The organism is Serinicoccus sp. JS2-9, assembly GCF_059025165.1.
Map to the genome: position 1 here is coordinate 2,442,074 of NZ_CM180091.1, position 18,882 is coordinate 2,460,955.

The following is an 18,882-nucleotide window of genomic DNA, read 5'->3' on the forward strand; positions in this document are numbered from 1 at the left end:
CAGTGGGCTAGGGGCGTGACCTCTCTGCTGCACCTGCGCGCCGCCGGCACCTCGCTCGTCCTCGATCTCTCCGACGGTCTCCTCCCGGTGGTCCGCCACTGGGGAGCCGACCTCGGTGAGCTCACCGACGCCGAGTTGCAGGCCGTGGCGCTCAGCGGCCAGGTGGCCCGGGGGGACAGCCCGTTCGACCGCGCCGACCGGGTCAGCATCCTGCCCGAGCATGCCCGTGCCTGGCTGGGCCGCCCCGGCGTCGAAGGCTCGCGCCAGGGCCGGGACTGGTCCCCGGCCTTCCGCACCTCGGCCGAGCACACCGCGGTCACGACCGAGCCGGACGGCACCCAGCGGGTGGTCGTCCACGCGGCGGACGAGACGGCATACCTCGCCGTGGTGCACGAGCTGGAGCTGCACCCGGGCGGGCTGCTGCGCACACGCACCACGCTCACCAACACCGGCGAAGGGCCCTACGAGGTCGGCGCGATCCGCACCACCCTCCCCGTCCCGGAGCGTGCCACCGAGCTGCTCGACTTCGCCGGGCGGCACACCATGGAGCGCATCCCGCAGCGGCGACCCTTCACCGTCGGCATCCACAGCCGCGAGGTCCGCACCGGCCGCACCGGCCTCGACGCGGTGCACCTGCTCGCCGCGGGGGAGCCCGGCTTCGGCTTCGGGCACGGTCAGGTCTGGGCGGTGCACCTGGGCTGGAGCGGCAACCAGACGACGTATGCCGAGCGCCTCGCCAACGGCGGGCGCGTGCTCGGCGCGGGGGAGCGGCTCGAGCGCGGCGAGCTCATCCTGGCGGCGGGGGAGAGCGCCACCACGCCCTGGACGTATGCCGCGCACGGCACCGGGCTCGACGAGGTCGCCGCGCGCTTCCACGCCTGGCTGCGCGGCCGCCCGCACCACCCGACCCGGCCGCGCCCGGTGACGATCAACAACTGGGAGGCGACCTACTTCGACCACGATCTGGACCGGCTCACGGACCTGGTCGACCGCGGCGCGGCGGTGGGAGCCGAGCGCTTCGTGCTCGACGACGGCTGGTTCGGCGGGCGGCGCGACGACACCACCAGCCTGGGCGACTGGGTCGTCTCCGAGGACGTGTGGCCCGATGGGCTCGACCCGCTCGTCGAGCACGTGCACACGGCCGGCCTGGAGTTCGGGCTCTGGGTCGAGCCCGAGATGGTGAGCATGGACTCCGACCTGGCGCGCGCCCACCCGGAGTGGATCTTCTCCGCCGGGGGGCGGCGGGGGCTGGAGTCACGCCAGCAGCACGTGCTCGACCTCGGCCACCCGGGCGCCTACGCCCACGTCCGCGACCAGCTCATGGCGGTGCTCGACCGCTACGACATCGCCTACCTCAAGTGGGACCACAACCGCTATCTCAACGACGCCGGGCACACCCCCGGCGGCGAGCCGGGCGTCCGGGCGCACACGTTGGCGGTCTACGCGCTCATGGACGAGCTGCTCGCCGCGCACCCGGGCCTGGAGGTCGAGTCGTGCTCGGCCGGCGGTGGCCGGGTCGACCTGGGTGTGCTCGACCGGACGGTGCGGATCTGGGCCTCGGACTGCATCGACCCGCTGGAGCGTCACCAGATCCAACGCGGGACCTTCCTGCTGCTGCCGCCGGAGCTGGTCGGCACCCACGTCGCCTCCGGTGAGTCGCACACCACCGGGCGGCGGCACACCTTGTCTTTTCGCGCGGGCACCGCGATCTGGGGGCACCTCGGGATCGAGTGGGACCTCGCGACCGCCACCGAGGCCGAGCTCGCCGAGCTCACCGCCTGGGTGGCGCTGCACAAGGAGCACCGCGAGCTGCTGCATACCGGTCGGGTCGTCAACGGCGACCACCACGACGACGAGGTATGGGTGCATGGCACCGTCGCGCAGGACCGCTCGGCGGCGCTCTACCAGGTCAGCATGCTGCGGCGACCGATCACGACCGGGCCCGACCGGGTGCGGCTGCCCGGGCTGGACCCGGAGCGGCGCTACCGGGTCACGCTGGTGCGCCCCGGGGAGAGCGAGCCGCTCGTCGCGGGCCGCGGCGTCGTGCCGTGGGCGGTGGACGGCATCACGCTGCCCGGGCGGGTGCTGGCCGAGGCGGGCCTGCCGATCCAGCCGATGAACCCCGAGCACAGCCAGATCTGGCAGGTGGTCGCGGTCTGAGGAGCGGGTGAGACGACGGCCAGCGTGTGCCGGGCTGCCCAGGATGGGGCGATGAGCGCGGCGGGCAGCACCTGGGCCAAGAACTTCACCTATGCGGGGCGAGCGAGTTCGTCGAGCCAGCAGGGCGGGAGGAGTTGGCCGAGGTGATGGGCAGCGCGGATCGGGTGCGGGTGCTCGGGTCACGCCACTCGTTCAACCGGATCGCGGACACCACCGGCACCATGGTGAGCCGCGGGCGGCTCCCGGTCGACGTGACCGTCGACAGCGACCGGCAGCGCACCGGATCGAGGGGGCCGCGGCCTACGGCGGGGTCGCCCGACGGCTGCACGAGCTCGGCTGGGGGCTGCACGCCATAGCCTCGCTGCCGCACATCACGGTCGCCGGGGCGGTCGCCACCGACACGCACGGCTCCGGCGCTCATCAATAGCATGGAGGCGGGGCTGAACCCGCTCGGTGCGCGCCCGCACTGGGGCAAGCTCTTCGATGAGGCGGCGCTGGCCCGGCGGGTCGACGAGCTCTACCCCCACCTGGGGCGTCTAGGCTCGCTGCGACGACGCCTCGACCCGCGCGGGGCGCTGCGCGACGACTTCCTCGACCGCCTCGGGGTCTGAGCCACGCGAGCCCGCCGACGTCTGGCGCGCCGCGCGCCGAGGATCGACCCGACCCCACGAGCCAGGAGACACACACCGATGAGCGAGCTGATCTGGTCGCCCGCCGCCGACGACCAGCAGGTGGCGGTCGAGCTGGCCGAGGCCTTCCGCGTCGAGTTCGGCGGGGCCGCCGACGGGGTCTGGGCGGCGCCGGGACGGGTCAACCTCATCGGCGAGCACACCGACTACAACGGCGGCTACTGCCTGCCGCTCGCCCTGGCGCACCGGACCTACGTCGCGGTGCGGCGCCGCGACGACGGGCGGCTCCGGATCGCCTCGCGGCAGGCGCCGGGTCAGGCGTGGGAGGGTGCCGTCGCCGACGTGGAGCTCGGCTCGCCAGAGGGGTGGACGTCCTACGTCGCCGGGGTCGCTGCGATGCTGGGGGAGCGGGTCGGGCCGGACCTGGTGGGCGCGGACGTGCTCGTGGACGGGTATGTGCCGCTCGGCGCCGGATTGTCCTCCTCGGCAGCGCTGTCGTGCTCGGTCGCGCTGGCGCTGGCCGAGCTCGTGCCCGAGCTCGGCGGGCTGGACCGCGCCGAGCTCGCCGCCGCGTGCGTCCGTGCCGAGAACGAGGTCGCCGGCGCCGCCACCGGGGGCATGGACCAGAGCGTCTCGCTGCGGGCTGTGGACGAGCACGCGCTGCTGCTCGACTGCCGTGACTTCTCGATCACGCCCGTCGCGTGGACCCTGCCCGGGCACGAGATCCTCGTCATCGACACCCGCGCGCACCACTCGCTGGCCGACGGGCAGTACGCCTCCCGCCGCGCCGTCTGCGAGCGGGCCGCCGCTGCGCTGGGCGTGGAGTCGCTGCGCGAGCTGGAGGGTGAGGACGTCGAGGTGGTGCTGGCGGGTCTCGGTGACGACGCCGAGGCGGTCGCGCGGGTGCGGCACGTGCTCACCGAGAACTCTCGCGTCCTCGATCTCGTCGCCGCGCTGCGTGAGCGGGAGGCGGATCAGGTGGGTGAGCTCATGCTCGGCTCGCACGCCTCCTTGCGCGACGACTACGAGGTGTCGTGCCGCGAGCTGGACCTCGCCGTCGAGGCGGCGGTGGCCGCGGGCGCCCTGGGCGCCCGGATGACCGGAGGTGGCTTCGGCGGCTCCGCGATCGCGCTCGTCGCGCGGGATGGGGTCGAGGAGGTCGCTCGGGCGGTGGCGGACGCCTTCGCCGGCGAGGGCCTCGAGGCGCCGCACTTCCTCACCGCCACCCCGAGTGCCTCGGCGCACCGCGTCCGCTGAGTCCCTACGGACGTGGACAGAGCGTTCTGGGACCCGTTCCCCAGAAAGCTCTGTCCAGTTCTGGAGGAGTAGGTCAGGTGATCAGCGCCGCCGCCTGGCGGGCGATCTCACCCTCCTCGTCCGTGGGTATGACGAAACCCGCCACCGCGCTCGCCGGCGTCGTGATGCGCCGCTCGCCGTCGGCAGCACCCGGGACTGCGCCCGCCGAGTCCGCCGCGCCGTCCGCGCCCGCCACCCCCGCATTCGCGTCGGCGTCCAGCTCCACCCCGAAGCCGGCCAGCCGCTCCAGCACCGCCGCGCGCAGCTCGGCGTTGTTCTCACCCACGCCGGCGGTGAAGGCGATGGCGTCCAGCCGACCGAGCACCGCGGCATACCCCCCGATGTAGCGCAGCAGCCGGTGCACGACCACCCCGAAGGCGAGCGCCGCCGCCTCGTCGCCGGCCGCCCGACGCTCCATGACGTCCCTGAAGTCCGCCGACCCGGTCAGCCCGAGCAGCCCCGACTCCTTGCTCAGCGCCCGCTCGACGTCCTCGGTCGACATCCCCGCGACCCGCCCAAGATGCCCCGCGATCCCCGGGTCCAGGTCGCCCGGCCGGGTGCCCATGACCAGTCCCTCCAACGGCGTCAGCCCCATCGAGGTGTCCACGCTGCGCCCACCGCGCACCGCCGTCGCGCTCGCGCCGTTGCCCAGGTGCAGCACGACGCAGCACACGTCCTCGACCGGCCGCCCGAGCAACGCCGCCACCCGCCGCGAGACATAGGCGTGCGAGGTCCCGTGGAAGCCGTAGCGCCGCACCCGGTGCCGCTCCTGCCACTCCCGCGGCACGGCATACGTCATCGCCTCTGCCGGCATCGACTGGTGGAAGGCGGTGTCGAAGACCGCCACCTGCGGCACGTCCGGGAAGGTGCGCCGGGTCGCCTCGATGCCCTGCAGGTTGCCCGGGTTGTGCAGCGGCGCCAGCGGCACCAGCCGCTCCACCGCGGCCAGCACCGCGTCGTCGATGACGACCGGATCGGCGAAGTCCGCGCCCCCGTGCACCACCCGGTGCCCGACCGCGACGAGGTCGACCTCCTCCAGCGCCGGACCGTGCTCAGCGAAGGCCTCGGTCGCCAGCTCGAGCGCCCGCGCGTGGTCGGTCACGTCGACGCCGCGCTCGTGCGTCTGCCCCTCGACGGTATGCCGCAGCACACCTCCCTCCAGCCCGATCCGTTCGACCAGGCCCTTGGCGTGCGAGGTGCCGGTGCCGGGCTCGATGAGCTGGTACTTCACCGAGGAGGAGCCGGCGTTGATGACGAGCACCACCGGGGTGCCCGCCGAGGTCCGGGACGCGTCGGTCATGGCGTTCAGCCCTTCGCCTGGATGCCGGTGATGGCCACGGTGTTGATGATGTCGCGCACGGTCGCCCCGCGGGAGAGGTCGTTGACCGGCGCGTTGAGACCCTGCAGGACTGGCCCGACCGCCACGGCGGAGGCACTGCGCTGCACCGCCTTGTAGGTGTTGTTGCCCGTGTTGAGGTCGGGGAAGATCAGCACCGTCGCCCGCCCCGCCACCGGCGAGTCCTTGAGCTTGGTCGCAGCGACCGCCGGGTCGACGGCGGCGTCGTACTGGATCGGCCCTTCCACCAATAGCTCCGGCTCCCGCTCGCGCACCAGCTCGGTCGCGGCGCGCACCTTGTCGACGTCGGCGCCGCTGCCCGACCCACCGGTGCTGTAGGACAGCATCGCGACCCGCGGCTCCACCCCGAACTGCGCTGCCGTCCCCGCCGAGGAGATCGCGATGTCGGCGAGCTGCTCGGCGCTGGGGTCGGGGTTGATCGCGCAGTCGCCGTAGACGAGCACCTTGTCGGCCAGGCACATGAAGAAGACGCTGCTCACCACGGACACCCCCGGCGAGGTCCGGATCACCTCCAGCGCCGGCCGGATCGTGTGCGCGGTCGTCGTGATCGAGCCGGAGACCATGCCGTCGGCCTCGCCGGCGTGCACCATCATCGTCCCGAAGTAGGCCGGGTCGACGACGATGTCGTGCGCCTGGTCCGGGGTGACGCCCTTGTGGGCGCGCAGCTCGGCATACGTCTGCGCGAAACGCTCCCGCTGGTCGCTGGACTGCGGGTCGATGACCTGCGCCGCGTCGAGCCGCAGCCCCAGGCTGGCCGCCCGCTCGCGCACCTGTGCCTCGACACCCAGCAGCGTCAGCCGCGCCACCTTGCGCGCGAGCAGGGTGTCGGCGGCGCGCAGGATGCGGTCCTCGCCCCCCTCGGGCAGCACGACGTGGGCGTCCGCCGCGCGCGCCCGCGCCATGATCTGGTGCTCGAACATCAGCGGTGTCACCACCTGCGAGCGCCGCGCACCCGCGTCGTCGTCCTCAGCGGGCGGCAGCAGGCGGTCGAGGTCCACGTGGTCGTGCACCAGCGCCCGGGCGTGCTCGATCTTGCGCTCCGAGCGTGGCGTGATGCGCCCGACGACGTCGTGCATCGTCATCGCGGTATGCATCGTCCCCCCGTCGCAGCTGATGATCGGCAACTCGACGGCGAGCCCCTCGACGAGCCGGTCGACCTGCGGCGTCGTCGCGAAGCCGCCGTTGAGGACGATGCCGGCCAGCGTGGGGAAGGTGGTCGAGCGGTGCGCCAGGATCGCCGCGAGCAGCACCTCCTCGCGGTCGCCGGGGCAGATGAGCACGTGCCCCTCGCGCAGCCGGTCCAGGACGTTGGGCATCGTCATCCCGGCCACGATGAGATCGCTCATCTCCCGGTCCAGGAGGGTCTCGTCGCCCGCCCGCAGGGTGCCATCGACGGCTTCCATGAGGTCGCGCACCGTGGGTGCCGAGAGCAGGTCGTCGGCCGGGATGGTCAGCACCGCAGGTATGCCGTTCCCGCCACCGGCCTCGTCGGCCAGCCGGGTCTCCAGCTCCTGCCTCACGGCCTCACCCCCCTCCACCTTGTTGGCCAGCACCGCCACCACTTGCGCGTGCCGGCTGCGGGCCTCCTGCACGCTGATGAGGGCCGCGGTGGCCGTGTCGTCGGCCGGGCGGTCCGAGCCCGGCACGATGAGCACCATCGGCGACCCGAGGTGCGCCGCGAGAGCGGCGTTGGTGGAGAACTCCGTCGGTGCCGGCACCCCGGTGAAGTCCGAGCCGACGACGAGCACGGTGTCGTGCTCCGCGGCATACGCGTGGAAGCGGTCGACCACGGCGTTGATCGACGCCTCGCGGTCTCGGTTGAGCTGGTCGTAGGTCACGCCGACCGCCGTCTGCGGCTCCGCCGCCGACGTCGAGAGCGGGTGCAGCAGCTCGACGAGCGGGTCGGCGGCGCGGTCCTGCACCACCGGTCGGAAGACCCCGACCCTCCCTCCGCGGGCACACAGCTCGGCCAGGAGGCCGACGGCGACCGCCGACTTCCCCGACCGGGACTCGGCACTGGCCAGATACAGGCTCGTCGTCACCCTCCCACCCTAGCCACGGCATACTCTCCCGACATGAGCGAGCCGAGCAGCGAGACCACGCAGCACATCCGGGTCTGGGTCGATGGTGAGCTGCGGGGCCCTTCCGCCACGGTGCGTGCCCTGGATCACGGGGTGACCGTCGGCGATGGGGTGTTCGAGACCTGCAAGGTGACGGACGGCGTGGTCTTCGCGCAGACCCGGCACCACGACCGGATGGACCGCTCGCTCGCCGCGCTCGGACTGCCTGAGCTGGACCGGGATCGCATCCAGGAGGGCATCGACGCGGTCCTGTCGCAGGGAGGTATGCCGTTCGGCCGGCTGCGCTACACCGTCACCGGGGGAGTGGGTCCGCTCGGGAGCGAGCGGCTGGCCGGCGGGTTGACCTATCTGGTCACCGCGATGGCCCAGGAGCCGCCGGCCCCGACCGCGACCGCCCTGGTCGTGCCCTGGACCCGCAACGAGCGGGGGGCGCTCACCGGGGTGAAGTCGACCTCCTACGCCGAGAACGTCGTGGCGCTCTCCGCGGCGAAGGCCGCGGGGTGCGACGAGGCGATCCTGGCCAACACCTCTGGCCTGCTGTGCGAGGGCACCGGCACCAACCTCTTCGTGGTGCACGAGGGAGTGGTGCGCACCCCCCGGCTGGCGAGCGGCCCGCTGGCCGGCGTCACGCGGGGGCTGACGATCGAGTGGCTCCGGGAGGACGGCATCGAGGTCGAGGAGGGCGACCTGCCCGTCGAGGCGCTCGCCGACGCCGACGAGATCTGGCTCACCAGCAGCCTGCGCGACATCACCCCGCTCACGCGGCTCGAGGTCGCCGAGCCGGTCGAGCTCGCCTCGGGCGAGCTGCTGCATACCCCCTCGATCGCGGCGCGCGAGCTCGGTGACGCACCGGTGGCGGGCCGGGCCCGGGAGGTCTTCGCGCGCCGGGCGGCGGAGGCCCCGGACCCGGCGAGCGGCGTCTGAACCGCAGATTTCGTCGCGCGGGCGCGGGAGGCTAAGATCGTCTCTCGCGCCTGCGGGCGTGTCCGGACGTGTAGCTCAGTTGGTTAGAGCGTTCGCTTCACACGCGAGAGGTCAGGGGTTCGAGTCCCTTCACGTCCACCCTCTCCCCTTCTGCCCCGGACCAGATCCGTCCCGGTGACACTCCCGCCCAGATCGGCCACAGCGTTCACGTGAACGCTGTGGCCGTTCTCGATCGGCGCGCCGCCGGGACGGACCGGCGTCACTGCCCGAACACGCCCAGCAGCTCCAGCGCCGCACGCGCGGCGGGGGACTGCCAGCTCCGCTGCCAGGCGAAGGTATGTCGACCGCCTGGGTCCGTCGGTCAGTTCCACGGTGCGCACGGTCGGCAGCAGGTCGAGGCCGGGCAGGAGCAGCGCCACGGCCAGCCCGGCTCCGACGATCCGGGTTATGAGGTCAGGGGTGGCGGCCTCGTAGGGCACCGCCCGCCCCAGCCCCGCCTGCTCGAAGGCGAGGTCGCCCTGGGCCCGGCCGGTGCTCCCGGCGGCGAAGTCGGTGAGCGGCTCGTCAGCCAGGTCAGCAAGCGACACCGCCGCGCGACCGGCGAGCGGGTGGTCGACCGGCACGACCGCGACCAGTCGCTCCTCACCGATCTCGCGGTGCTGGACTCCTGAGGGCAGCACCCCGTCGGCGAGGCCCAGCACGGCGAGGTCGAGGACCCCGGCGCGCACCTGCTCCATGAGCGCATCGCTCGCCGCGACCCGCACCCGCACGCCCACCTCGGGGTGCGCGTCACGCAGCCGGCCGAGCAGCGACGGGAGGTCGGGGCGGGCGAGCATCGGGATGACGCCGACCTGGTGGTCCCGCGGACCACCCCCTGGGCGGCCGCCGCACGGCCGTCGCCCGCTCGGCTGCTTCCAGGCAGGCGCGGGCCCACGGCAGCATCGCCTCGCCCGCCGCTGTCGGCTCGACCTTCCGGCTGGACCGCTCGAAGAGCCGTGCGCCGATCTCCTGCTCCAGCTTGGCCAGCTGGTGGCTCAGCGCCGACTGGACCACGAACTCCCGGCGCGCCGCCCGGGTGAAGTTGCGCTCCTCATCGAGCGCGACGACATACCTCAGCTGGTGCAGTTCTGGGGAGTGCCCGTCTGGGTGCCGGAGGTCGACGCGCAGTGGCTCGGCCACCAGCCCACGCACCTGGAGCTGTGGACCGGCACCCGCAAGCTCGTGCCCGGCGTCACCGCCGCCCAGCCGGGCAGGCACTTCCCGGGCAGCGCGGTCGTGCACTGGGAGGGCGCCGACGGCTTGGGCGTGCTCCTCGCTGGCGACACCATCTTCGTCAACCTCGACGGGACCACGTCGTTCATGCGGTCCTATCCCCACCGGTGGCCGCTGTCGGCGGCGATTGTGCGACGGATCGCCAGCGACGTCGCACGCTGGGAGTTCGACTGGCTCTACAGCAACTTCGAGGCGGCGATCACCAGCGCCGCGCGCCAAGCGGTGCACGACTGCGCCGAGCGGCACGCCGCCTGGGCGCTGGGCGAGCACGACGACGAGTGCGGTCCCGGCATCACCGCGTGACCCGGTCCGCGATGCAGTGGTGCGGGCGCCTCTGTCGGAGCCGGCTGATAGACACCGGGTATGGATGAGCCGAACCCCTCGGGGGGCATGGACCAGGCCACCCGATTCCCACCGTTCGAGGTCACGAGGGCAGCGATCGAGCAGATCAAGGTGCTCGGCGGCGTGCTTGTGGGGCTGGCCGAGGGCGGGTGTTGCGGCACGACCTACGTGTATGCCGCGCTCGCCCCTGAGGAGATCGACGGCGGGAGCGAGGACGATGCTGGCGGGAAGGAGAACCGTGGCGTCAGGCCGGTGCATCATCCGGGTGGGAGCGCCGATAACGTCGAGGCCGAATGGTTCGGCTGCCCGGGCGCGTGGCTCCTGGTCGAGCCGGCGGCGCTCACGGTCCTCACGGGCGCCCGGCTCGACTATCGCGCCTCATCCAAGCCGCCGCGCTTCCGGGTGGAGGCCAACCCCAACACACCCCAGCGCTGCCCGTGCCGGCGCTCCTTCGGCGCGGAGTGGCCGGGGCCGAGGCAGCCGACCTGCCGTGCCTACGCCCCCATGCCCTGGGACGAGAGCTACGAGCCGCCGGCGGACTGGGCTCGGCGGACGGGGTGGGCACGCCGGACCTGAGACCCCCGCACCATCGACGACACGCCGGGCAAATCCCACACTTCTGTGCGGGCTGACATCAGTGTGATTTCTGTTGTGAATGAGGCGTATGTGATTCATGTGACTTTCCACAGGAACGCATTCGCCACACCCACCGGAGGAAAGCACATGCGACTGTCCCGAACCCTTGCTGCCGGCGTGGGGGCCGCGCTGCTGGCCACTGTGCCGGTCGCCGCCTTCGCCGAGACCGACGACACCGACGACTACACGGCCTACGGCTCCGCTGGCCAGCTCGCGGGTCACCTGACCGATGCCCACGGCTACACCGATGTCAGCTGCGAGAAGTTCACTGCCCTCAACGCGGAGAGCTACACCATCGACCCGGCCGTCTACCCGAATGCCATCGCACTCCGGTTGCAGGGCAACCGGTCTGGAAAGAGGCTGGTGCTTGATCCGGTGACTGGCAAGGCCTACCCGGCGCCAGAGGACGCAACCAAGATCAACTGGGTCATCGTGTGCACCGGAACTGCTCCGATCGAGCCCACGGATCCCGGTACCACCGACCCCGAGCCCACTGACCCGGGGACCACCGACCCCGAGCCCACTGACCCGGGGACCACCGACCCCGAGCCGACCGACCCGGACACCACCGACCCCGAGCCCACTGACCCGGACACCACCGACCCCGAGCCCACCGACCCGGACACCACCGACCCCGAGCCCACGGGACCGCCCGTGGAGACGGACGGCCCAAGCGAGCGACCGGTGAACGGCGCCCTGTGGCTCGGCGTCGGCACGCTGCTCGCGGGTGCGGGCGCTCTGGTCCTGGGTCGTCGCTTGACCCAGAGCTGACGTCGGCGATGACGCCCTGACCCTCTCAGGGCTCACGACCACGACGACCCGCCCGGTCCTACCGTGGACCGGGCGGGTCGTCCGTCGTCATCGCCCGGCGAGCCGGCCGGGCACCTCCGTCAGCGCGAGCTCGACCCACTTCATCACCTCGTCGGTGACCGGTCGGGCGCGCACCCCGGCACGATCGAGCCACACCATGCCCTCGTCCTCCCGGACCACCGGCATACCGTCCGGTCCCGCGTCCCACCCAGGTGCCAGGGTCGCGAAGTAGATCAGGTCGATGTGCTGGTGCGGTGGGTCGGGCGAGATGTCCTCGACCTGGATCCCCTCCGGACGCAGCAGCTGCCTGGGCGACCCGGGGGAGTCGTGACTGATCCCGGTCTCACCGACGAGCTCGACCTCGAGGCCGGTCTCCTCGACGGTCTCGCGTCGCGCCGCATCATCGGGCAGCTCGTGCGCCTCGATATGCCCGCCCGGGGGGAGCCAGAGCCCGACCTTGGGGTGCGGGTGGAGCAGGACGTGGCATTCGTAGATGACGAAGACGGCGACCGTGAAGTGCTTGCTGATGCCGTCCGGCGGCTCGCGATCCTGCACTGCTCCCATGCCCGGACACCCTAGGCTGCGGCCCGATATCCCCTGGGGCCGACCGACCCCCGGCCGGTAGGCTGGCCCGACAGCTCGTCCCCCACCCGCGGGGACGGGTACGGCATACCCCATCACCCCCGAGGAGACCCAGCGTGTCCAGCCAGATCACCGTCATCGTCGCAGGCAGCGAGCGAGTGGTCGACGAGAGCACGACTGCGGGCGACCTCTTCGCCGACGACAGGCAGGTCGTCGTCGCGCGCGTCGGGGGAGAGCTCCGCGACCTGGCGCACGTGCTGGCCGACGGAGACGTCGTCGAGCGGGTCCTGGTGAGCGAGCCTGACGGTCTCGACGTGCTGCGCCACTCGTGCGCGCACGTGCTCGCCCAGGCGGTGCAGCAGACCTTCCCGGACGCGAAGCTCGGCATCGGTCCGCCGGTGCGCGACGGCTTCTACTACGACTTCGACGTCGAGGAGCCGTTCACCCCCGACGACCTCAAACGCCTCGAGAAGGCGATGCAGAAGATCATCAACACCGGGCAGACCTTCGCCCGGCGGGAGATCGAGGACGACGCGGCCCGGGAGGAGCTGGCTGGCGAGCCCTACAAGCTCGAGCTCATCGGGCTCAAGGGCGGCTCGGCCGAGGACGCAGCCGACGGCGCCAGCGTCGAGGTCGGCGGCAGTCAGCTGACCATCTACGACAACCTCGACCGCACCGGCGAGGTCGTCTGGGGAGACCTGTGCCGCGGCCCGCACCTGCCGAGCACCAAGATCATCGGCAACGCCTTCAAGCTCATGCGCAGCGCCGCGGCCTACTGGCGCGGGAGCGAGAAGAACCCGCAGCTGCAGCGCATCTACGGCACCGCCTGGCCGAGCAAAGAAGAACTGCGAGCTTACCTGGAACGACTCGCCGAGGCCGAGCGACGCGACCACCGCAAGCTCGGGGCGGAGATGGACCTCTACTCCTTCCCGGAGATCCTGGGCTCGGGGCTGCCCGTCTTCCACCCGCGCGGCGGCGTCATCAAGCGGGAGATGGAGGACTACGTCCGGGCACGGCACATCGAGGAGGGCTTCTCCTACGTCGGCACCCCGCACATCTCCCGCGAGGAGCTGTTCTACACCTCGGGTCACCTGCCGTACTACAGCCACGGCATGTTCCCCCCGATGGACGTCGACGGGCATCCCTACCGCCTCAAGGCGATGAACTGCCCGATCCACAACCTCATCTACCGCTCCCGCGGCCGGTCCTACCGTGACCTGCCGCTGCGCTTCTTCGAGTTCGGCACCGTCTACCGCGACGAGATGTCGGGGGTGCTCTCGGGGCTCACCCGGGTGCGGATGATCACCCAGGACGACTCGCACTCCTACGTCACCAAGGAGGACGCTCCGGCCGAGGTGCGGCACCTGCTGAGGTTCGTGCTGTCGCTGCTGGACGACTTCGGGCTGGATGACTACTACCTCGAGCTGTCCACCCGCGACGACGCCAACAAGGACAAGTTCATCGGCTCGGACGAGGACTGGGCCGAGGCCACCGCGATTCTGCAGGAGGTCGCGGACGAGTCCGGGCTGGACCTCGTGGCCGACCCGGGCGGCGCGGCGTTCTACGGCCCCAAGATCTCGGTGCAGGCGCGCGACGCGATCGGTCGCACCTGGCAGATGTCCACTATCCAATACGACTTGAACCAGCCCGAGCGCTTCGAGCTGGAGTACCAGGCGGCGGACGGCAGCCGTCAGCGCCCGGTCATGATCCACTCGGCGAAGTTCGGGTCGATCGAGCGCTTCATCGGGGTGCTGGTCGAGCACTACGCCGGCCAGTTCCCGCCGTGGCTCGCGCCGGTGCAGGTCGTCGGCGTGCCCGTGGCCGAGGACTTCGGCGGCTACCTCGACGAGGTGGCCGCGAAGCTGCTCGCCCAGGGCATCCGGGTCGAGGTCGACCACGGTGACGACCGCTTCCCCAAGAAGATCCGGAACGCCAGCAAGTCCAAAGCGCCGTTCATCCTCATCGCCGGCGGTGACGACGTCGAGGCGGGTGCGGTCTCCTTCCGCTTCCGTGACGGGTCGCAGGAGAACGCCGTGCCGGTCGACGAGGCGGTCGAGCGGATCGTCGCCGCCGTGCGCGACCGCGTGCAGGTCTGACACGGCCGACCTCGGACGGGGCTGACCAGCCCGGATCCGCCCGCCGCCGCACCATCCGTGGCTAGGATCACGGCATACCGGAGGATCAGGAGGCGGTATGCCGACGCTGGGCGAGGTCGCGGAGACCATCCGCGTGCGCGCGGTCAACGACGACGAGGCGCTGCTGCTCGGGGCCCTGCACAAGCAGGCGCTGCTGCGCGCCGGGAGCGACCCTGACCCCGATCCCGAGCGACCGCAGCACGTGCGGGCCTTCGCCGCGGCCTGGCACCGCCGTGCCGACGACCTGCCCGCCTGGGTTGCGGAGCACGACGGTCAGCACGTCGGCGTGGCGCTCGTGCGCCGCACGATGCTGCCTCACCTGGCGGGCGCCGTGCCCCGGTTGCTGGTCCTGTCAGCGCTCGGCGCGGTCAGTGGCGCCTTTGAGGAGGCGGTATGCCTCGCTCTCGTGCGCGAGGTCGTCACCTGGGGGAGGGGGCTCGGTGCCGACCGCGTCGAGGTCGCGGCGGACGTGACTCTGCCCGGTCCGGTGCTGGATGCCGTGCGCGCCGACGTGCGTCAGGTCCGCTCGGTCGCTCTGCCCACGCGGGCCTGAGGGTCACTCGAGCACGAAGACCGGGATCTGCCGGTCGGTCTTCTCCTGGTAGTCGGCGTAGGTGGGGAACGCCACGACGGCCCGCTCCCACCAGGCCTCCCGCTCCTCGCCGTCCTCCAGCAGGCGGGCGCGCAGCGGCCGCTGGCTGGTGCCGTCCTGCACGAGCACGTCGCGGTTCTTGACGAGGTTGTGGAACCACGCGGGGTGCTCGGGCGCGCCACCCTTGCTGGCGACGGCCAGGTAGCTGCCCTCGTGCTCGACCCGCATGAGGGGCACCCGGCGCAGCATGCCGCTGCGGGCACCTCGCATGGTGATCACGACGATGCTTCTGCCCTGGATGTCCGCGGCGCGGGTGTCACCAGCGGCGTCGATGGCCTTGAGCTGGTCGGCGACCCATCCGCTCTTCTCGGGCAGGTATGCCGCAGGGTCGCCGATCGCGGCGTCGGCGAGGTCGTGGGTGGGCTGAGTCTCGTCGGTGCTCATGGTGGATCAACGGTCGGAGGTGCCGCCGGATTCCGGCCACGGTGGGTGCGCGATCTGACTGGCTGTGGGTGCGGCACCTAGACTCACCGGCATGATCTTGGATTCCGCGTCCGTCCCGGCGGGGGACCTGCCCGACAGCGAGGACGCGGAGGGTTTCGCCGGCGTCCGAGACGGCTTCGAGCGGCTCTGGACCCCGCATCGGATGGCCTACGTGCGCGGGGAGCGCCCCGGCCCGGATGCGGGGACCGGCTGCCCGTTCTGCGTCGCCCCGGACCAGGCTGACGACGAGAGCCTCGTGGTCCATCGCGGTGAGCACTGCTACGTCGTGCTCAACCTCTTCCCCTACAACCCCGGCCACCTGCTCATCTGCCCCTACAGGCACCTCTCGCTCTACGTCGACCTGACGCCGGACGAGACGAGCGAGTTCACCGAGCTGACCCGCTCGGCGATCCGCGCCATCACCGCGGCGAGCAATCCGGCGGGCTACAACATCGGCATGAACCAGGGCGAGGTGGCGGGCGCCGGGGTTGCCGCCCACCTGCATCAGCATGTCGTGCCGCGGTGGATGGGCGATGCGAACTTCCTCCCCATCGTGGCCCAGACCAAGGCCGTTCCACAGCTGCTGCAGGACGTGCGCGAGCAGCTCGTGGAGCACTGGCCCAGCCGCTCGCCGTGACGCTCGGCGATGTCGAGGTCGCGATCCGCGCGGTCCGAGCCGGTGCCGAGATCGTGCGGCGTGATTACGGCAATCCGCACGTGCGGACCGGAGAGGGCCTGAGAGATCTCGTCACACAGACGGACCTCGACGCCGAGCGGGCCATCCTGGACGTTCTGGCCCAGGAGCGCCCGCAAGACGCCGTGCACAGCGAGGAGCTAGGTGAAAGGGGACGCCCAGCCTGCACCCGTCGATGGCTGGTGGACCCGCTCTGCGGCACGGTGAACTTCGCTGCCACCACCCCTGGGGTCGCCGTCAACGTCGCCCTCGCCGAAGGCCGGTCAGTCACGGTAGCTGCGGTGGCGGACCCTGTCGCCGGTGAGCTCTTCTGGACGGACGGTGAGCGGTCCTTCACCCGTCGCGCGAGAGATGGGCGGTCTGCTGGACGAGCAAGGCCCAGCTCTGCTGCCCGGCTGGTCGAGGTCAACTGCGACGCTCCTCCGGGCGCACCTTTCGTGGGTGGTCAACTCGTCGCCGATCCTCGACTGAGGGCGATCTGGAGCCCGCGAGTGACGTCCTCCACGTTGGCGCTTGCGTGGACGGCCGTGGGGCGGCGGGCTGCCTATGTCTCGGACGGCTCCTTCGACAACAACGTGCACTATGCCGCTGCCATCGCCGTGTGCCGGGACGCAGGCTGCATCATCAGTGACTTGTCGGGTGACTTGCCAAACCTCGGCCGAGGATTGGTCGTCAGCGCGGACACCGGCACGCACGAGGCCATCCTCGAGATCATCGCCCCTCACGTGGTGGACGTCCTCGGCTCGTCATAGTAATGACGTCGTCGCTCCGCCTCGCCGAGTCACGAACGAGCGTCGGGAGGAGGGACGATGCGAGTTCCCTTACCTTCCTGGCCCAGGCCAAGGCCGTGCCCCAGTTGCTGCAGGACGTCCGCGACCAGCTCGTCGCGCGCTGGCCCGGCGACTGAGGAGCCAAGGGTCGAGCTACCACTTCAGCCGGCACGCGGCTTCGCCGGGTCGCGAGCGAGGGTCGGGAGGAGAGGTGGTGCCATCCGATGGTCCTGGGCTGGTCGATGCCGATGACGCTCGCGGGCCAGATTGCAGCGGTGGCACAGGCCTCGGCCGTTGCTGGCCGTCGCCGAGCCGCCCTCGGAGTGCCGGATGATGTGGTCGATGTCGCGGATCGGTGCCCCGCACCAGCGGTTGCGGCAGGTGCGGTCGCGGCTGATGACGAACCGGCGCACCTCACCGGTGAACCTCCGACGACGTGCGTCCTGCTCGATGAGCACCTGCGACACCGGATCGGTCCACATCCGGCGCAGCCACACGACGGCCTCGCGCTTGCTGTCGGCCACGTCTGAGTCCGGGTCCGTGCCGGACGACGTGGGGGCGCTGGAAGGTGCGGGACGACGCTCGGTTGCTGGCGCGGCTACCGGGGGAGTACCACGGGACGGCGCCGGTGCCGGTTGAGTGTCACGGGACGGCGCCGGTGCCGGTGCCGGGGGAGTGCCGCGAGACGCCGCAGGTGCCGGGGGACTGTCGGGAGCTACCGAAGTCGCACGGCGCTCCTCATGTGCCGCTGCCGGTGAGCCTGTCGGTGCCGAAGGTGTGACGGGCGGCCCGTGAAGCAGGCCGCAGGAGGCGTCGGTGCACCGGCCGCCCCGGGGGCAGAGCTGGACCCGGTCGGGGGTCGCTGGCGTTGACGTCGGGTTGGGCCGTTCACCGGACGGCGCTCCGCCGCATCCGTGGACCTCTTCGGCAGCGTCGTCGTCGGCCGCGTTGTCGGGGCGCAGCAGCTGGCGGGCCAGCTCGGCCGGGATCGGTCCGTAGCCCTCCAGCTCGGCAGCGTCCGACGTGCCCGCGACGAGAGCGCGGTCGGTGATGACGAGCCCGACCTCGATGTCGACACCGTCGACGACGGACCGACCGGTCAGCCGCTGGAAGAGCTCGTCGGCCATGAGCTGGTTGAGCCCGCGCGGATCTCCGCTGGCCCGGGCTGCGGTCGCGTGCGTGCGCAGGGCGGCGTAGCAGGCGACCGCCTCGTGGGCCGGCAGGTGTGCACTCAGCCGCCCCATGACATCGGGAGCTGGACGGACTGACACACCCCGGTCCTCGGCCGCCTTCCGGGCTCGGGCGACGTAGGCGGCCGGGTCGATCTCGTAGACCAGGGCGCGCGCCGCGGCCGTGATCTCCTGGGTCGACGAACCGGCCAGTCGTGGCGCGAGCCTGCGGTCCACCTCGGCCCGGTCCTCCGTCGACAGGCAGGTCGTCGCCTCCGTCACGGCGCGGGCCTGCATCGCGCTGATCTGCGCGTCGGCGAGCGCGGCGAGCGTCTGCGGCATCTCTTGCACCAGCACGCGGGCACTGGTCAGCTCGCGAGAGCCCCAGTAGGGCGAGGTCATCCGGGCGTGGGCCAGCTCGTCGGCGATGGCCTTGCCGCGGCGCGAACGGGGGACTCCCTCGGCCTGCTGCCGATCCAGCTGGGAGGTGCCGAAGTCGACCTGGAGCCGGGCGCTCACCGCCGCCGCGCTGCGGGTCAGCTCCTCGAGCTGTCGGAGCATCTCGAGCCGCGCGGAGTCGTTGAGGTCGAGCAGGTCGTCGCTCCCCACGACCATCAAGGCGTCCCGGCACGCTTCCACACCAGCCAGCGACCCAGGCGGTGCCGATGCCTCGGGTGAGGCAGCCCTGCTGGTCGTGGCGGGGCCGGTGGCAGAGGCAGGGGTGCTGCTCGGCTGTGGGCGGGACTGCGCGGAGCCGATGCCGTGCGTCCTCTGCTCCGGCTGTGGTGCCGCCATCTCGCCCACCCCCTCGGTGCGCTCGGTCGACCAGACCCCCACGATCTGGTTCCTTGTCTCCGACACTACCGGAAACCACCGACAGAGTCGAACATATGTCCACAGCGTGTCGTGAGTCGTGGCGGGCGATGCTCGGGAAGGTGGGATTCGAAGCC

18 protein-coding genes, 1 tRNA gene and 1 pseudogene are annotated in these 18,882 nt (G+C 71.9%); 12 read left to right on the forward strand and 8 right to left on the reverse strand.

Annotation, left to right across the window (positions count from 1 at the left end; genetic code table 11):
• Positions 1-15 precede the first annotated feature (15 nt).
• Positions 16-2,160 carry an alpha-galactosidase gene (locus AC5PYY_RS11750; RefSeq protein WP_493896993.1) on the forward strand — a complete coding sequence of 715 codons (2,145 nt, stop codon included), beginning with the start codon at positions 16-18 and terminating at the stop codon, positions 2,158-2,160.
• Between the two features lie 85 nt (positions 2,161-2,245).
• On the opposite strand, the gene AC5PYY_RS11755 is transcribed toward AC5PYY_RS11750, so the two are convergent.
• Positions 2,246-2,509: a hypothetical protein gene (locus AC5PYY_RS11755; RefSeq protein WP_493896994.1), complete on the reverse strand. Its 264-nt coding sequence runs from the start codon at positions 2,507-2,509 to the stop codon at positions 2,246-2,248.
• Between the two features lie 79 nt (positions 2,510-2,588).
• Between AC5PYY_RS11755 and AC5PYY_RS11760 the strand changes: the two genes are divergently transcribed.
• A complete protein-coding gene (locus AC5PYY_RS11760) occupies positions 2,589-2,771 on the forward strand; it encodes a D-arabinono-1,4-lactone oxidase (protein WP_493896995.1) in 183 nt (60 codons plus the stop codon).
• 78 nt (positions 2,772-2,849) lie between these two features.
• On the forward strand, positions 2,850-4,046 hold the full coding sequence (gene galK / locus AC5PYY_RS11765) for a galactokinase (RefSeq protein WP_493896996.1): 1,197 nt from the start codon (positions 2,850-2,852) through the stop codon (positions 4,044-4,046).
• A gap of 73 nt (positions 4,047-4,119) precedes the next feature.
• Here galK and AC5PYY_RS11770 read toward each other — a convergent pair whose 3' ends face one another.
• Both AC5PYY_RS11770 and pta read right to left on the reverse strand, forming a co-directional pair.
• The gene (locus tag AC5PYY_RS11770) at positions 4,120-5,385 is read right to left on the reverse strand and encodes an acetate/propionate family kinase (RefSeq protein ID WP_493896997.1); all 1,266 of its coding nucleotides are present in this window, start codon (positions 5,383-5,385) and stop codon (positions 4,120-4,122) included.
• Positions 5,386-5,390: 5 nt separating this feature from the next.
• Positions 5,391-7,484 (reverse strand): phosphate acetyltransferase, encoded by a 2,094-nt coding sequence (pta, locus tag AC5PYY_RS11775; protein WP_493896998.1) that lies wholly within the window; start codon positions 7,482-7,484, stop codon positions 5,391-5,393.
• Positions 7,485-7,517: 33 nt separating this feature from the next.
• Between pta and AC5PYY_RS11780 the strand changes: the two genes are divergently transcribed.
• Both AC5PYY_RS11780 and AC5PYY_RS11785 read left to right on the forward strand, forming a co-directional pair.
• Complete coding sequence (locus AC5PYY_RS11780) at positions 7,518-8,447, forward strand: aminotransferase class IV (RefSeq protein WP_493896999.1); 930 nt, start codon at positions 7,518-7,520, stop codon at positions 8,445-8,447.
• A 64-nt stretch (positions 8,448-8,511) separates the two neighbouring features.
• Positions 8,512-8,585: transfer RNA gene (locus AC5PYY_RS11785), tRNA-Val, on the forward strand.
• 254 nt (positions 8,586-8,839) lie between these two features.
• Here the strand turns inward: AC5PYY_RS11785 and AC5PYY_RS11790 are convergent.
• Together AC5PYY_RS11790 and AC5PYY_RS11795 are read right to left on the reverse strand one after the other, a co-directional pair.
• A pseudogene (locus tag AC5PYY_RS11790) lies at positions 8,840-9,283 on the reverse strand (LysR substrate-binding domain-containing protein); the annotation flags it as partial.
• On the reverse strand, positions 9,237-9,572 hold the full coding sequence (locus AC5PYY_RS11795) for a LysR family transcriptional regulator (RefSeq protein WP_493899369.1): 336 nt from the start codon (positions 9,570-9,572) through the stop codon (positions 9,237-9,239). The gene AC5PYY_RS11795 and the pseudogene AC5PYY_RS11790, both read right to left, overlap by 47 nt.
• On the opposite strand from AC5PYY_RS11795, the gene AC5PYY_RS11800 reads away from it, so the two are divergent.
• The 3 genes from AC5PYY_RS11800 to AC5PYY_RS11810 are packed head-to-tail and all read left to right on the forward strand — an operon-like array spanning position 9,477 to position 11,468.
• The gene (locus tag AC5PYY_RS11800; protein ID WP_493899399.1) at positions 9,477-10,022 is read left to right on the forward strand and encodes an MBL fold metallo-hydrolase; all 546 of its coding nucleotides are present in this window, start codon (positions 9,477-9,479) and stop codon (positions 10,020-10,022) included. The genes AC5PYY_RS11795 and AC5PYY_RS11800 overlap by 96 nt on opposite strands.
• A gap of 60 nt (positions 10,023-10,082) precedes the next feature.
• Positions 10,083-10,637: a hypothetical protein gene (locus AC5PYY_RS11805; protein WP_493897000.1), complete on the forward strand. Its 555-nt coding sequence runs from the start codon at positions 10,083-10,085 to the stop codon at positions 10,635-10,637.
• Positions 10,638-10,682: 45 nt separating this feature from the next.
• Positions 10,683-11,468 (forward strand): hypothetical protein, encoded by a 786-nt coding sequence (locus tag AC5PYY_RS11810; protein WP_493897001.1) that lies wholly within the window; start codon positions 10,683-10,685, stop codon positions 11,466-11,468.
• A gap of 87 nt (positions 11,469-11,555) precedes the next feature.
• Here AC5PYY_RS11810 and AC5PYY_RS11815 read toward each other — a convergent pair whose 3' ends face one another.
• Entirely contained in the window at positions 11,556-12,071 is a 516-nt protein-coding gene (locus tag AC5PYY_RS11815) for an NUDIX hydrolase (RefSeq protein WP_493897002.1), read from the reverse strand.
• A 134-nt stretch (positions 12,072-12,205) separates the two neighbouring features.
• Between AC5PYY_RS11815 and thrS the strand changes: the two genes are divergently transcribed.
• Together thrS and AC5PYY_RS11825 are read left to right on the forward strand one after the other, a co-directional pair.
• On the forward strand, positions 12,206-14,185 hold the full coding sequence (thrS, locus tag AC5PYY_RS11820; RefSeq protein ID WP_493897003.1) for a threonine--tRNA ligase: 1,980 nt from the start codon (positions 12,206-12,208) through the stop codon (positions 14,183-14,185).
• Between the two features lie 97 nt (positions 14,186-14,282).
• Entirely contained in the window at positions 14,283-14,777 is a 495-nt protein-coding gene (locus AC5PYY_RS11825) for a hypothetical protein (RefSeq protein ID WP_493897004.1), read from the forward strand.
• Positions 14,778-14,780: 3 nt separating this feature from the next.
• On the opposite strand, the gene AC5PYY_RS11830 is transcribed toward AC5PYY_RS11825, so the two are convergent.
• Positions 14,781-15,260 carry a nitroreductase family deazaflavin-dependent oxidoreductase gene (locus AC5PYY_RS11830; protein WP_493897005.1) on the reverse strand — a complete coding sequence of 160 codons (480 nt, stop codon included), beginning with the start codon at positions 15,258-15,260 and terminating at the stop codon, positions 14,781-14,783.
• Positions 15,261-15,351: 91 nt separating this feature from the next.
• Between AC5PYY_RS11830 and AC5PYY_RS11835 the strand changes: the two genes are divergently transcribed.
• A complete protein-coding gene (locus AC5PYY_RS11835; protein WP_493897006.1) occupies positions 15,352-15,936 on the forward strand; it encodes an HIT family protein in 585 nt (194 codons plus the stop codon).
• Positions 15,933-16,745: an inositol monophosphatase family protein gene (locus tag AC5PYY_RS11840; protein ID WP_493897007.1), complete on the forward strand. Its 813-nt coding sequence runs from the start codon at positions 15,933-15,935 to the stop codon at positions 16,743-16,745. Before AC5PYY_RS11835 ends, AC5PYY_RS11840 begins: the two co-directional genes overlap by 4 nt.
• A gap of 179 nt (positions 16,746-16,924) precedes the next feature.
• On the opposite strand, the gene AC5PYY_RS11845 is transcribed toward AC5PYY_RS11840, so the two are convergent.
• Positions 16,925-18,547 (reverse strand): HNH endonuclease, encoded by a 1,623-nt coding sequence (locus AC5PYY_RS11845; protein WP_493897008.1) that lies wholly within the window; start codon positions 18,545-18,547, stop codon positions 16,925-16,927.
• Between the last annotated feature and the right edge of the window lie 335 nt (positions 18,548-18,882).